The 13,892-nt window shown below is 33.5% G+C and carries 12 protein-coding genes; 3 read left to right on the top strand and 9 right to left on the bottom strand.

Annotation, left to right across the window (positions count from 1 at the left end):
* The first annotated feature begins 1 nt into the window (after position 1).
* The 3 genes from AC3Y25_RS22330 to rluF all read left to right on the top strand — a co-directional run bounded on the left by AC3Y25_RS22330 (position 2) and on the right by rluF (position 2,456).
* Positions 2-1,153 (top strand): cytochrome P450, encoded by a 1,152-nt coding sequence (locus AC3Y25_RS22330; RefSeq protein WP_489904281.1) that lies wholly within the window; start codon positions 2-4, stop codon positions 1,151-1,153.
* Positions 1,154-1,166: 13 nt separating this feature from the next.
* A complete protein-coding gene (locus AC3Y25_RS22325; protein WP_489904280.1) occupies positions 1,167-1,514 on the top strand; it encodes an antibiotic biosynthesis monooxygenase family protein in 348 nt (115 codons plus the stop codon).
* Positions 1,515-1,622: 108 nt separating this feature from the next.
* The gene (gene rluF, locus AC3Y25_RS22320) at positions 1,623-2,456 is read left to right on the top strand and encodes a 23S rRNA pseudouridine(2604) synthase RluF (protein ID WP_489904279.1); all 834 of its coding nucleotides are present in this window, start codon (positions 1,623-1,625) and stop codon (positions 2,454-2,456) included.
* Positions 2,457-2,501: 45 nt separating this feature from the next.
* Here the strand turns inward: rluF and AC3Y25_RS22315 are convergent, their stop codons facing one another.
* The 9 genes from AC3Y25_RS22315 to AC3Y25_RS22275 form a co-directional block, all read right to left on the bottom strand.
* Entirely contained in the window at positions 2,502-3,893 is a 1,392-nt protein-coding gene (locus tag AC3Y25_RS22315) for a DUF4153 domain-containing protein (RefSeq protein ID WP_489904278.1), read from the bottom strand.
* Positions 3,894-3,953: 60 nt separating this feature from the next.
* Positions 3,954-4,244 (bottom strand): winged helix-turn-helix domain-containing protein, encoded by a 291-nt coding sequence (locus AC3Y25_RS22310; RefSeq protein WP_095929406.1) that lies wholly within the window; start codon positions 4,242-4,244, stop codon positions 3,954-3,956.
* A gap of 4 nt (positions 4,245-4,248) precedes the next feature.
* The gene (locus tag AC3Y25_RS22305) at positions 4,249-4,863 is read right to left on the bottom strand and encodes a hypothetical protein (protein WP_489904277.1); all 615 of its coding nucleotides are present in this window, start codon (positions 4,861-4,863) and stop codon (positions 4,249-4,251) included.
* A gap of 411 nt (positions 4,864-5,274) precedes the next feature.
* Complete coding sequence (locus AC3Y25_RS22300) at positions 5,275-6,201, bottom strand: magnesium transporter CorA family protein (protein ID WP_250837351.1); 927 nt, start codon at positions 6,199-6,201, stop codon at positions 5,275-5,277.
* Between the two features lie 389 nt (positions 6,202-6,590).
* Positions 6,591-7,475: a bifunctional 5,10-methylenetetrahydrofolate dehydrogenase/5,10-methenyltetrahydrofolate cyclohydrolase gene (locus tag AC3Y25_RS22295; protein ID WP_250837352.1), complete on the bottom strand. Its 885-nt coding sequence runs from the start codon at positions 7,473-7,475 to the stop codon at positions 6,591-6,593.
* A 130-nt stretch (positions 7,476-7,605) separates the two neighbouring features.
* On the bottom strand, positions 7,606-8,970 hold the full coding sequence (gene ffh, locus AC3Y25_RS22290; RefSeq protein WP_095929402.1) for a signal recognition particle protein: 1,365 nt from the start codon (positions 8,968-8,970) through the stop codon (positions 7,606-7,608).
* 334 nt (positions 8,971-9,304) lie between these two features.
* Positions 9,305-10,987, bottom strand: a complete 1,683-nt coding sequence (locus AC3Y25_RS22285) for an MBOAT family O-acyltransferase (protein WP_489904276.1) — start codon at positions 10,985-10,987, stop codon at positions 9,305-9,307.
* 1 nt (position 10,988) lies between these two features.
* A complete protein-coding gene (locus AC3Y25_RS22280; RefSeq protein ID WP_489904275.1) occupies positions 10,989-12,317 on the bottom strand; it encodes a GDSL-type esterase/lipase family protein in 1,329 nt (442 codons plus the stop codon).
* 89 nt (positions 12,318-12,406) lie between these two features.
* Positions 12,407-13,885: an SGNH/GDSL hydrolase family protein gene (locus AC3Y25_RS22275; protein ID WP_489904274.1), complete on the bottom strand. Its 1,479-nt coding sequence runs from the start codon at positions 13,883-13,885 to the stop codon at positions 12,407-12,409.
* Between the last annotated feature and the right edge of the window lie 7 nt (positions 13,886-13,892).

The raw sequence follows: 13,892 nt of genomic DNA, 5'->3' as shown, positions 1-13,892 counted from the left end.
CATGAAGTCAACTTTATTCCTTCAATCTGACAGCAGCGATCCTTATTTGATCTATAAAACCATGTTGCAAAACAATCCTGTGTATTGGGATGAAACCAATAAAATATGGGCAATATATTCTTATGAAGATTGTGTTTCTATTTTAAAAAATCCTAAAGCTGAGATTCCGGCTTTAAATCCAGACAACAAACAAAAACTGAACAAAACGGCATTAGAAATTTTAAATAACTTAACAAGATTATCAAACGGGATACAGCATGAAATTTCAAAAGAAATCGCAATGTTGTTGTTTTCAAAAATGAAATCTGTAGATATCAATCGGATTATTTCCCAATTAATAAAAAGCAATTTAGTTGAAAATAAAATGGATTGGGTAAATTCGGTTTGCAAAAAACTGCCAGTTCTAGTCGTTCTGAAAAGTTTTAATTTTGAAGAAAAAGATTGTGAGTTTATTGCAAACCAAATAGAATCTTTGGTTAAAATAATGCTTCCGCAGAAAACAGAAGAACAAGTAAAATCTATAAATGAAGTTTCAGCAACAATATTTTCGATCGTAGAAAAACAGCTTTTTCAATTAAACTTTTACGAATCTTTATCAGCCAAAATTTCGGAATCAAATTCTCTTTCGCTTGACGAAATTAAAACAATAAGCATTAGCAATTTAATTGGATTATTTATTCAGAGTTTTGATGCGGGAAGAGGAATTTTGAGCAATTCTCTCTTGCAGATTCTGAATAATAAAACTTTTTCTAGTAAAACGGAAATTGAAAAATCGGTAATCGAAACTTTGCGTTTTGATCCTCCAATTCAAAATACTAGACGAATTGCGACTGAAGATTTTTACATCGGCAAAAGCCTAATTAAAAAAAATGATTCTATTTTAGTTGTGCTTGCATCGGCAAATCGAGATCCGAAAAAGTTTGAAAATGAATCAAAATTTGATATCGAAAGAAAAAATAATGCTGAAAATCTAACTTTTGGAATTGGCGGTCATATGTGTCTGGCTAAACATTTCTCGATTCATTTAACTACCGAAGCTTTATGGTTCCTGTTTAATGAATTTAAAACCGTTACCATTTTAGAAAATAATATTCAATACGAACCCATGATAAATGCCAGATTACCGAAGAATATCTGGATTTCATTACAATAAAAAAAATAAAAATATGATAGCTGTAATTTTTGAAGTAATTCCTAACGAAGGAAAAAAAGAAGAATATCTGGACATCGCTGCAAGTCTGCGTCCAGAATTAGACCATATTGAAGGATTCATTTCTATAGAACGATTTCAAAGTTTTACCGATCCTTCAAAAGTGTTGTCTTTATCATTTTGGAAAGATGAAAAAAGTATTCAGCAATGGAGAAATCTGGAAATGCATCGTCACGCGCAGGCAAAAGGTCGAAATGAAGTTTTTAAAGATTATCATTTAAGAATTGCGACTGTGGTTCGTGATTATGGAATGTTTGATCGAAAAGAAACGCCGAGTGATAGTTCAGTTTTTCATGATTCGTAGAAAAGGTGCTAAGATTCTAAGCTACTAAGGTTCTAAGTTTTTTCTCAAAAATCTAAAGTCTAAATTCTAAAATTCTAAGATATCTAAACTTTTGCCTACTTTTGCAGTATGGAAGAAAATTTGAAACGTCTCAATAAATTTATAGGAGAAACTGGTTATTGTTCTCGTCGTGAAGCCGATAAATTGATCGAAGAAGGGCGCGTTACAATAAATGGCGCTGTGGCTGAAATGGGAACTAAAGTTTCGCCAGATGATGAAGTACGTATTGACGGAAAATTAATCGTTGAAAAAAACGAGAAACTGGTTTATCTGGCTTTCAATAAACCAGTCGGAATCGAATGTACTACCAACTTAGAGGTTAAAAATAACATTGTTGATTATATCAATTATCCAAAACGTATTTTCCCAATTGGAAGATTGGATAAAGCCAGCGAAGGATTAATTTTTATGACCAATGATGGTGATATCGTAAACAAGATTCTTCGTGCCAGAAACAATCACGAAAAAGAATATACCGTTACCGTTGACAGACCCATTACAGATCGTTTTATTCAGAGAATGGGAAATGGTGTGCCGATTTTGGATACGGTTACTAAAAAATGTAAAGTAGAGCAAATTAGCAAATACACTTTCAAGATCATTTTAACGCAAGGATTAAACCGTCAGATTAGAAGAATGTCTGAATACCTGGGTTACGAAGTTACGGCGTTAAAACGTATCAGAATCATTAATATTTCTTTGGATGTTCCTGTTGGAAGATATAGAGATTTAACAGATGCTGAAATAAAAGAATTAAATCAGTTGATTGAGCCTTCGAGTAAAACGGAAGAAGCGAGTTTTCCTAAAGTTGAAACTGCGCCTTCAGCTTCCACTCCAACTAGAAGAAAAAATTTCATCTCAAAACATGATCCCCGATTTAAAAAAAGAGGAGATAATAAATAAGCAAAAATCCCATTCACTAACGGAATGGGATTTTTCATTTTTGTTCTATTTCTTTTCTTTATTCAAAAAATCATAATACAAAGCTTTAGATAAAAAGCTAGCGTCTTGATAATTCCATATCATTTCTTCTCTAACTGATTCTGCATATTTTCCGTCTAAATTGTTCTTTTTAAAATATTCTCGTCGAGCTTCATCATTAAAATTTAATCCGCTAAGGAAAACTGGCTCTACTCCTTTGTTTACAGAAATATTGTAATTCGTAATTAAACCACCCCAATTTACATAACTGCATAAAAGAATCGTTCCGTAGAAATACCAAAGCATTTGATTGAAAAGAAAAGCATTTGTTTTCTGTTTGCTGATTTTTTGAAATGAAACTACTAATCCGATAATGGCTAAAATTAGAAAAGCATACACTCCTAACCTTTTATAAGTGAGACCATAAAAAGAAACATACTCTGAATTTTTAATAATCGCACTGATAATTAAAATCACATTTAGCCCAAGCCATACTTTAGCCAGCATTTTTAAAGAAGAAGCTTTTTCATCAAAATTAAAGCCTCCTTTAAAATAAAATAAGATTACGCCCACTGCCATTAAGATTGAAAAAATTACGGCGTTTACGCGTTCGTGCGTATCAGAACTTAGATTTGTTTTTTCTACTGCTTCAAAAAACTGTTCGTAATTGTAGGTTGCTATAAAAACTAGCAGCATGATATTTAAAAGAAACAAAGTAATTGCGCCACTTTTCCTTTCAAAATCAAGATCTAAAAACGAAAAAGTACTTTGATTTTTTATTTCAGAAATATTGCTGAAATCATTATTTAATTTCGGATTACACTCATAACAAGTGTCTGGAACCCAATAATTCCAAAAACTGAACGAGATGTAAAATCCCAAAGTGCACATTGCAATTAATTGTGGAAGATTAATGTCTAATTCATAATCTGTAAATAATGAAGAGAAATGATCACTTCCGAAAGAATACACGATAAAAAACAATCCGAGAAAAATAATTGGAATAACAACAAAGGCAATTAATTTTTTAGCAAAATCATTGTGGATTTTTCGCTCTGGAAGCCATTGCTTAAAAATAAATATTCTACCCACAGAAGTAAATCCGTTTAAGACTATCAGAGGGAAAACCTGAATCATTTTCAGTTCTCCATTTTGTGTTTTAAATTGTAGAAATAAAATGGATAAAGCTAAAGCAAAAAATGATGCCGCGTCTCCGTACCATGCAAAGGCGAAACAAGACAAGATAGAGGTCATTACAAGAACTAAATGCGATCTGTCGACAAACTTCTCCTGAAAGAAATAACTAATCAAGAGCGTAAGAACTACACCGAAAATAGAAATATTAATTCCCACAGATTGATTGTAAAAAAGCAGTATAAAAACCGCTGTACAGGCTAAGATAATTTGATGTTTTTTCATGATTGATAAATTTAAAAGTACTTTGTAATTCAAAGTTTTTAGGTAAAAAAATAGAATTATTTATGATTTCATTAATTTTTCAAGGTAAGATAAGTGTTCTTTAAAAGCTGCACGCCCCAAATCGGTTACTTGATAAGAGGTTTTTGGCTTTTTGCCTACAAATTCTTTCTTCACTTCGATATAAGCTGCTTTTTCAAGCGCAGAGGAATGACTCGCTAAATTACCGTCGGTGATATTCAAAAGCGCTTTCATCTCGGTAAAATCTACCCAGTCGTTAACCATCAGAACGGACATTATACCCAGTCTGACACGGCTTTCAAAATCTTTATTTAGTTTATCAATAATTCCCATTGGGTTATTTGTATTTTTTGAACATCACTAATCCGTATACAATATGTAGGATTCCGAATCCGATAATCCAGAAAATCAAACCATATCCTATATTAAAAAGTGCAATACATCCTAAAATCAGTTCCGAAAAACCTAGATATTTAATATCTGAAAATGTATATTTTTCTGCGTTTATAACGGCTAATCCGTAAAATATTAATGTCGATGGCGCCACTAAACCAAAATAACCGTGGTACATCATTGCCAAGCAAAACACTCCACCAGCTAAAAGCGGAACACCTAGATTGAACAACATCTTTTTTGTTGCCGAAGTCCAGATTGGCAAATTGTATTTTCGGCTTTTTCTAATGGTAAAAAAGATTCCGAATGCAAATGCAAATACTAAAATTGTGATTCCGATCCAGAATAATTCTGAAACGAGATTGGCAGAATATAATCTATGCTCATCATTGAGATAATCCATTCCGTTTGCTTTAAAAAGCTGGTAAACATAGATTCCGCCAATTAAAGCCGAAAGACCCGCGAAAACTCCCGAAAGTCCGCTTAATGATATAAATCGTGAAGAGCGCTCCATCATGGAACGAATATGTGCTAAATCTTCTTGGTGCTTTTGATTCATAATTAAAGTACTTTGCAATACAAAGTTATTATTTATTTTGAATTGGCAAATAAAAAACGTGAAAATTATTTTTCAAAAATAAAATATATTGCGGCAAGGCTTTGGAAACCTTGTAGATCTGAAGAAATATATAATTTATAATGAGATTCAGATTTTAATTTAAGCCTCAAAAATACCTACAAGGTTTTGGAAACCTTGCAGGAAAGCGAGTTTATTTATTACCGTAAAGTTGCGTGAGGGATAGGAGCATGCTACCGAAGTAGCGCGGATAGCCCGACCGTCCCGATATAAGAAGGCGTATTTACATAAAGCATATTGGCCTTCTTATATCGGGACGGTCACGCCCAAATTATAAAAACGAAAAAGCCCATTCTTAACGTGAACAGGCTTTTACTATTATGAAATTTCGAATTAAAACCATCTTCTTCTTTTGAATAGAAGAACTCCGAAAGTAGATAGAATTATAGAGACTAAAAGCAGAATCCAGATTCCATATTTACTTTCTTCTAAACCGTTTGGCACGTTCATTCCGTATAAACTGGCGATTAGGGTTGGAATCATTAAGATGATCGAAATCGACGTCATCTGTTTCATGATTGTATTCATATTATTTGAAATTACAGAAGCGTAGGCATCCATCATTCCTGTTAAGATGTTGTTGTAAATATTGGCGGTATCTTGTGCCTGATTTAATTCGATTTCGACATCTTCTAATAATTCTGGGTCGTAATTGGCTTTGTGCGCTTTTAGATTTTTAATTCTTTGAAATAAAACGTCATTTGCCTTTAATGAAGTGATGAAGAATACAAAACATTTTTCGATTTGAAGCAGCGCCTGTAATTCTTCATTTTTGATCGATTTCTCTAAGTTATCTTCGGCAAGTTTTATTTTATGATTGATTTGTTTTAGATATTTCAAATACCAAACGCTTGACGACAAAAGCAATCTTAGTACAAGGTTGAAATTGTCTTCAATTTCGATGTTTTTACGTTGTGAATACGACACAAAGTCGGCAATGATTTCTGTTTTATAAAAACTGATGGTCACACAGATATCATCTTTAAAAATGATTCCGAGAGGAACGGTATGAAAAGGAATTTTGATATCGCCACTTTTAACTGGAATACGCATAATAATAAGTGTCCAGCCGTCTTCGATTTCGATACGGGGTCTTTCGTCGATATCCTCGATATCATTGTAAAAAGCTTCGGGAATTTGAAGTTCTTCTACTAAATAATTTTTATCTGATTCTGTTGGAGATTCGATATGAATCCAGCAATTTGAAGTCCATTTTTGGATTTCTACCAATCCGTTGTTGTTTGTGTAAAAGGCTTTCATTTCAAAATACAGGTTTTTAGCGCAGCATTTTGAAATTTCAAAAGCTGCTTAATTTAATACTAACGAATAATAATAATCGTCCATTTGGAGAAGTGTTTTTAAGTGGTGCAAAAGTATCCTTTATTTTTAAGAACCAAAACTTTAAACTATTAATTATATATTAAAATGATATTTTTAAATTCCAAATTTAAAATTCCAAATTCCAATTTTTCAACGGCAAAGAACGCAAGGCCTTTCTTTAATTCTTTACATGTTTTGAGTTCGCAGAGCTTCGACTTAAATCAATTATAGCCAGAGTCAATCTTGTTCTATGTGTTTTTTTTTAGTTGTATTATACAAGAAAGCCCGTTCAACAGAACAGGCTTTGTAATATATTCTTAGAAAGAGAATTATTTTCTTGCGCTTCTCATTTTTCTTGCTAAAAGTGTATTTTTAAGCAACATTGCAATTGTCATTGGTCCTACTCCACCAGGAACTGGTGTAATGAAAGATGCTTTTTTGCTTACTCCGTCAAAATCAACATCACCTTTAATAACATATCCTTTTGCGTTTGATGCGTCTTCTACACGTGTAATTCCAACATCGATAACTGTTACTCCTTCTTTTACCATGTCTGCTTTTAAGAATTCGGGAACTCCTAAAGCCGTAATGATGATATCTGCATTTTTAGTGAATTCTGCTAAGTCTTTTGTACGGCTGTGAGTTAACGTAACTGTAGAATCACCTGGATTTCCTTTACGGCTCATTAAAATACTCATTGGACGTCCTACGATATGGCTTCTTCCAATTACGACTGTATGTTTTCCTGCAGTTTCTACTTTGTAACGCTCTAACAATTCCATAATTCCGAATGGAGTTGCTGGAATAAAACTTTCCATTTCAAGAGCCATTCTTCCAAAGTTAGTTGGGTGGAATCCGTCAACGTCTTTGTCTGGATCGATTGCTAATAAAATTTTTTGCTCGTCGATATGTTTTGGCAAAGGCAACTGAACGATGTATCCATCAAGATTATCATCTTCGTTCAATTCTTTAATTTTAGCCAATAATTCGTCTTCTGTAATCGTTTCTGGTAAAGCAACCAAAGTTGAATCGAAACCAATTTCTTGGCATGATTTTACTTTACTTCCTACGTAAGTTAAACTTGCTCCGTTATTACCTACTAAAACGGCTGCTAAATGAGGTACTTTTCCTCCAGCTGCTTTTATAGATTGAACTTCGGCTGCAATTTCGTTTTTAATGTCGTTAGATGTTTTTTTACCGTCTAGTAGTTGCATTGTGTGTTGTTTCAGGTTTTAATTTTTGTTTCAAGTTTCATGTTATTGTTGAAACTTACTATTTATTGAATTAAAAAAGTTTCAAGTTTTGGTTTCTTAACTAGAAACCTTAAACTTGAAACTCTTTTTATTATTTCGGCATTCCTCCTGGCATACCACCCGGCATCCCTTTCATACCTCCCATCATTTTCATCAGATTTTTTCCGCCTGGGCCTTGCATCATCTTCATCATCTTGCTCATTTGGTCAAACTGTTTCATCAGCTGATTTACTTGCTCGACTTTAGTTCCCGAACCTTTTGCGATTCTGGCTTTTCTTTTTACATCGATAATCGCTGGTTTGCTTCTTTCTCCTGGAGTCATCGAATAAATGATCGCTTCGATATGTTTGAAAGCGTCATCTTCGATCTCAACATCTTTCATGGCTTTTGAAGCACCTGGTATCATTCCAACCAAGTCTTTCATGTTACCCATTTTCTTTACTTGTTGAATCTGCGTTAAGAAGTCGTCAAAACCGAATTCGTTTTTAGCGATTTTCTTTTGAAGTTTTCTTGCTTCTTCTTCGTCAAATTGTTCTTGAGCTCTTTCAACAAGAGACACAACGTCTCCCATTCCTAAGATACGCTCTGCCATACGTTCTGGATAGAAAACATCAATTGCTTCCATTTTCTCACCAGTACCAACAAATTTGATTGGTTTGTTTACAATCGATTTGATTGAAAGTGCAGCTCCACCACGAGTATCACCATCTAATTTCGTTAAAATAACTCCATCAAAGTTTAAGATATCGTTGAAAGCTTTTGCTGTGTTTACAGCATCTTGTCCTGTCATAGAGTCGACAACGAACAATGTTTCTTGTGGCTGAATTGCTTTGTGAACACGAGCAATTTCGTCCATCATTTCCTGATCTACTGCTAAACGTCCTGCTGTATCGACAATAACAACATTGAATCCGTTTGCTTTTGCATGTTTAATTGCGTTTTGAGCAATTTCTACAGGATTTTTATTTTCTGGCTCAGAGTAAACCTCGACACCTATTTGATCTCCCACAACATGTAACTGGTTAATCGCCGCTGGACGGTAGATATCACACGCTACAAGAAGTGGCTTCTTGTTTTTCTTTGTTTTTAAGAAGTTAGCTAATTTTCCAGAGAAAGTCGTTTTACCAGAACCTTGAAGTCCTGACATCAAAATCACTGTTGGATTTCCTGAAAGGTTCACACCAGCAACGTCTCCACCCATTAATTCAGTAAGTTCGTCTTTTACTAACTTAACCAATAATTGTCCTGGCTGTAATGTTGTTAATACATCCTGACCAATTGCTTTGTCTTTTACTCTAGCGGTAAAATCTTTAGCAATTTTAAAGTTAACATCGGCATCAAGTAATGCACGACGAACTTCTTTTAAGGTATCGGCAACGTTTACTTCTGTAATTTTACCGTGTCCTTTTAATATATGGAACGCTTTATCTAACTTATCACTTAAATTATCAAACATATCATTTTCTTTATATGAAGTGCAAAGATAATCTAATTAGATATTTCAGGCAATTTTTATTTAAGCGCAATTTAACCGCAAAGTGCGCGAAGGTTCACGCAAAGAACGCTATATTTTTTTGCTCGCAAAGTCGCGAAGTTTTTTCACGCAGATTTAAAAAGATTTAAGCAGATTCGCGCAGATTATTATTATTTAAAATCTAAAAAATAAAATCTGCTAAAATCTGCAGAATCTGCGTGAAAAAATCTTTTCAATTCTTTAATCTGTGGCAAAAACAAAAAAAAGCGCAAAGAATAAAACCTTTGCGCCTTTGTGCCTTTGCGGCCATATCTTTTTAGAATTGAAAATAAATGAAAGGCTGTGAACCGGCTACTGCTGTTGCGTAAACAATCCAATAAACAAATCCTAAGATTATTGCTTTTACTAATAATGGCGTTTTATCGAAAACAGATTTCATTCCGTTTGTGAATGAATCTGGCAAGAAATGCCAAACATAACCGAACAGCATCAATCCGAAAACATTTTTATAACCTAATACAATTGTTTTCCAAAGTTCTGGTTCGAATGTTAATTGACCAATATTATTAATTACTTGCAAGGCTGTTTCGAAATCTCTAGCTCGGAAGAAAATCCAACAGAAAACCACAAAATGGAATGTGATTACGATTGAGAAAAATCTCCACAAGAAATTTGGACTTTTGTCTTTCTTCGAAGGAAAAAATTCCATAAATATTTTATGAACTGCCAATGCTAATCCGTGAAGTGCTCCCCAAACGATAAACTGTGCTCCTGCTCCGTGCCACAAACCTCCTAAAAGCATCGTGGTAAACAGATTGAAATTGGTTACCAAGGTTTGTTTTATTTTGCTTGACAATAAAAATGACAAAGCGAAAATTAAAATACTGACTCCTGCAATGATAAGCGGAATTATACTTTCATTATAACAAGACATTCCCCAAAGCAATAATCCGAAGAAAAATAAACTTGGGAATAAATATCCTGCGAAAGAACCTTCTCTGTTTCCTCCAATCGAAATGTATAAAAAGTCTTTTAACCAAGTCGAAAGTGAAATATGCCATCTTCTCCAGAAATCGGTAATCGAAGTCGATTTGTATGGAGTTCTAAAGTTGACTGGCAATTTAAATCCAAGCAATAACGCAATACCAATTGCCATGTCTGAATATCCAGAGAAATCACAGTAAATCTGAATGGCATATCCATACGAAGCCATTAAGTTTTCGAATGAAGTATAACTCATTGGCGTGTCAAAAACACGGTCAACAAAGTTTACTGATATATAATTTGAGATTACTGTTTTTTTGATTAAGCCTCCAATAATTAAAAACAGAGCATTGTTTACATCTTCTTTAGTCAAATTTAATTTTTGATAAATCTGAGGCAAGAAGTCTTTCGCACGTACAATTGGTCCAGCAACTAATTGCGGGAAAAACGACACGAAGAATAAATATTCGATGTAATTTTTTGTGGGTTTAATTTCTTCTCTATAAATCTCAATAATGTAACTCATGGATTGGAAAGTATAAAACGAAATTCCAACAGGAAGAAAAACATTGTGAAGTGCAAAATTACCATGAAACATATCATTGTAAGTCACAATCAAAAAGTTCATGTATTTGAAATAGCCTAAAAGGGCTAAGTTCAAAATAACACTTATCACCAAATATAATTTCTTAACACCGTCTCTGCTTTCTCTATAAATAATCTGGCTCAAACCATAATCTACAACCGATGAAAGCAATAGCAGTAGAAAGTAAATTCCACTTGATTTATAGTAAAAGAACAGTGAAAAGAGAATAACATACGTTAATCTCAAATAAAATGTTTTGCGTAAAAAACCATACACAAAATAGAAAACCAGAAATAAACCTAAGAATAAACCGGTATTGAATAAAAGTTTTTCGTCTTCATTATAAACGAACCAACTTTTAACTTGCTCTATTGTAATTGCACCAAAATTTTGAATAAACCAATTATTAATGCTATCTATTGTTGTCAACTTACTTCTTTGATTTAAAATTATCGTATGATCTTAAAAACGCCTGAGTAAACAAATCTCCTTGTTTCTCGTATCCTCTTTTTGAATAATGAACCCAATCTGGTCCTATTAATCCTTGTACTTTTAATTGTCTGATGCCGCTCATTCCGCCAAACTCATCGTATAAATCCCAGACGGCAAGATTTTCTTTCTGAGCTATATTAAGAATTTGTTTGGCATAATCATCAATATAGGTATTTGGTTTTCTTCTTAGCAAAGATGGCGGCGGTGTCATTACAATGATCGGCGCATCTATTTTCTGTGCTCTTATATTGGAGATAAATTCTTTTAGCTCACGAATGTATTTTTCTGGATCTAAATGATCATAGCTTTCATTTGTTCCTAAAGAGAAAACCAGTAAATCTGGATGCAACGATTTTAATTGCTCAAAGAATAACGGATATTTATTGTAATCTGAATATTTAGCTCCGTTTACTCCAATTCCGCTGTAAATAATTCCGGGAGCGTCTTTTTCTAAAACAATTCCGTTTAACTCGTAATCTTTTGCTTCTTTGTTCGGAATCAAGAAAATTCGGCTCAAGGCATTTTCAGAATTATAATAGTGCGAATATGAATCTGATTTTATTGCTAAAGGAACAAATTCTGACATTGAAATCGTCTTTTGTCTCGTTTCTTTTGTGGCAATTTTTAAGGTTCTTCCGGCTCTGATATTATTAGACTTTAAATGATTGTCTCTTTTAATTTCTGTAATCGAAACATTGTATTTGTCTGCAATTGTACCAAGCACTTCGCCTTTTTTAATTTTGTGCGTAATAACTTTTGGCTCTGTTGTCTGAATAGAATTGATTTTAGACGAGGTTGCCAAATCAAACATATCCTGATTTTGAGGCGTAATTATTTTTATTGTATTGAATTTGTAAGCCAAATCTTTTACATCCATTTCCATCACAAATCCGCCAGAATCTCGCCAAAGTCCTATTCCGCTTAACCCAATCGGACAATTCTTAACTGGGTGAATGTTTCTATAACTTTCCCAAGTTCTATTCGATTTGAAACGTTCGTTATAAGAACCATTTGTTTTGGCTAATTGATACGGAAATACTAAACCGCGTCCTGCATTACCAAATTTCTGCTGCAGTTTTTTTCTGATCTCATTAGTCATTAAATCACCTTGAATGTGCGAATCTCCGATATGCACAATATTGATTTTTTGACTCTTCTGATCTTCGTTCTTTTCCAGTTTCTGAAAAAAATCATTTAACGCTTTTGCATTATAAATTTGACCATCAGAAGGAGCATCAATTATTGCTTTATCTGCTTTTTGAATCATACTTTTGGGTGTTGGATGTACATCTGTTTTTGGCGTTTTTTCATTTGTTGCAAAAAAAAGACAACAAAAGAAAAAAATAAGTTTGTTTATCATACACTATCTTTTGTTACTGAAACGGAATCGGGTCTGGCTTTTCTTACTGGTTTTGGCTTAGTTCCTTCAGCATCTCTTTTTTCTCTGAGCACTTTATATTCTTCGTATCCTTTATTCAATTGTCCGTATAGCAAATTACCAATTGCTTTTGCACCACGTTGATTAAAGTGGGTATAATCTTTATTTGCTTTTGCAGGAGTTTCGTCAACCCATTTAATCATAGATCCATCTCCTCCCATCAAAGTATATAAATTCACAAATCCTGCTTGCGCTTCCAATGCATAGTGTTTTTGCGCTTTCATTAATGGAACTACAGCAGAATCGGTCTTCATTTCTAAATCATATTTTGTCGATTTATCGGCAGTAGAAACAATCAGGATTGAAACTCCTGGAAACGATTCTTTAATTTTATTTACGGTTTTAGTCATTCCTTTTTCATACCAAGAATAATTTTTTGTTCCGTAATTTAAAACGTTTGTTCCGTAATGTAGAATAATTAAATCGTATTTTAGACTATTATTAAAAGCTCTCATTACATCTGCATTGAACATCGAAATTGGAAGTCCAGAATTTCCTCTCTGCGAGAAATTATCAACATGAACTCCACTTCCGTTATCAAAATTAAATCCGTAAATCGGAATAGAATCTGCCTGAACAAAGTTTGCCTTGAAAGCTTTTAAACTTCCAGATGAAACTTTTAGTGTGTTCACTAAACTATTTGGCGAAAGACTTTTCTTGATAGTATCTTTTCCGATAATAAAATTAACTTTTCCTGTTTTAGACGAGCGACCGTAAAATAAGGTTGCATTATCTAAAGAAGTAGAATACTTATTAAGTCCCGCTTCGTACTGAACCCAAGTTGAATTGGATTTATCATTTGCAAAAAACACATGTCCGTTAACTCCAAAAGGACTTGTTGGCCTTTTTACATTTAAATAAGATTGTGTCTTCCAGTTTTTAGAATAGGTTGATTTTACAGAACCTCTTGACGCCGCAGACTCTGAAGTAATAGAAACAAATCCTACTCCATTTCCTCCAAAACGTTCCTGATAATTAGTACGAACGTCTTGCACGATTAAATCTCCATCGGTCATGGAATCTCCATAATAAGCAATTCTAACCTTATTCTGAGGATTTTTTTCTAGCTGATACAATTTCTCATAAAAGGAAATCAGGTATTGATAACCTTTGTAGTTTTCAAATGTTTCGGCTGGAAACTCGATTCCTTCGGTTTCATCAAAAACAATTTTCTGGCCGTTTAGTGCTCGCTCACTTTTTGCAATACTGTCTTTGTCTACCGATAGTGAATCTTCGGCAACAGATTCTAAAAGCAGACTGTCTATCAATATATTTTTAGAATCTAATTTAGTCTCAGAAAATATTTTGTCTGGAAGAATTTGCTTAAACCCAATAAAAGCAACCAGCGCTAACGCCACGATCGCAAAAGACTGAAAAAAATAAGATTTTGTATTCACCTAAATA

The organism is Flavobacterium sp. LK-23, from assembly GCF_058135255.1.
This window is presented reverse-complemented; position numbering and strand designations above follow the sequence as displayed.

Bases quoted from the DNA above. Each gene is read 5' to 3' on its own strand.
- AC3Y25_RS22330 (WP_489904281.1), top strand. From the start codon at position 2: ATGAAGTCAACTTTATTCCTTCAATCTGACAGCAGCGATCCTTATTTG.
- AC3Y25_RS22325 (WP_489904280.1), top strand. From the start codon at position 1,167: ATGATAGCTGTAATTTTTGAAGTAATTCCTAACGAAGGAAAAAAAGAA.
- rluF (WP_489904279.1), top strand. From the start codon at position 1,623: ATGGAAGAAAATTTGAAACGTCTCAATAAATTTATAGGAGAAACTGGT.
- AC3Y25_RS22315 (WP_489904278.1), bottom strand. From the start codon at position 3,893: ATGAAAAAACATCAAATTATCTTAGCCTGTACAGCGGTTTTTATACTG.
- AC3Y25_RS22310 (WP_095929406.1), bottom strand. From the start codon at position 4,244: ATGGGAATTATTGATAAACTAAATAAAGATTTTGAAAGCCGTGTCAGA.
- AC3Y25_RS22305 (WP_489904277.1), bottom strand. From the start codon at position 4,863: ATGAATCAAAAGCACCAAGAAGATTTAGCACATATTCGTTCCATGATG.
- AC3Y25_RS22300 (WP_250837351.1), bottom strand. From the start codon at position 6,201: ATGAAAGCCTTTTACACAAACAACAACGGATTGGTAGAAATCCAAAAA.
- AC3Y25_RS22295 (WP_250837352.1), bottom strand. From the start codon at position 7,475: ATGCAACTACTAGACGGTAAAAAAACATCTAACGACATTAAAAACGAA.
- ffh (WP_095929402.1), bottom strand. From the start codon at position 8,970: ATGTTTGATAATTTAAGTGATAAGTTAGATAAAGCGTTCCATATATTA.
- AC3Y25_RS22280 (WP_489904275.1), bottom strand. From the start codon at position 12,317: ATGATTCAAAAAGCAGATAAAGCAATAATTGATGCTCCTTCTGATGGT.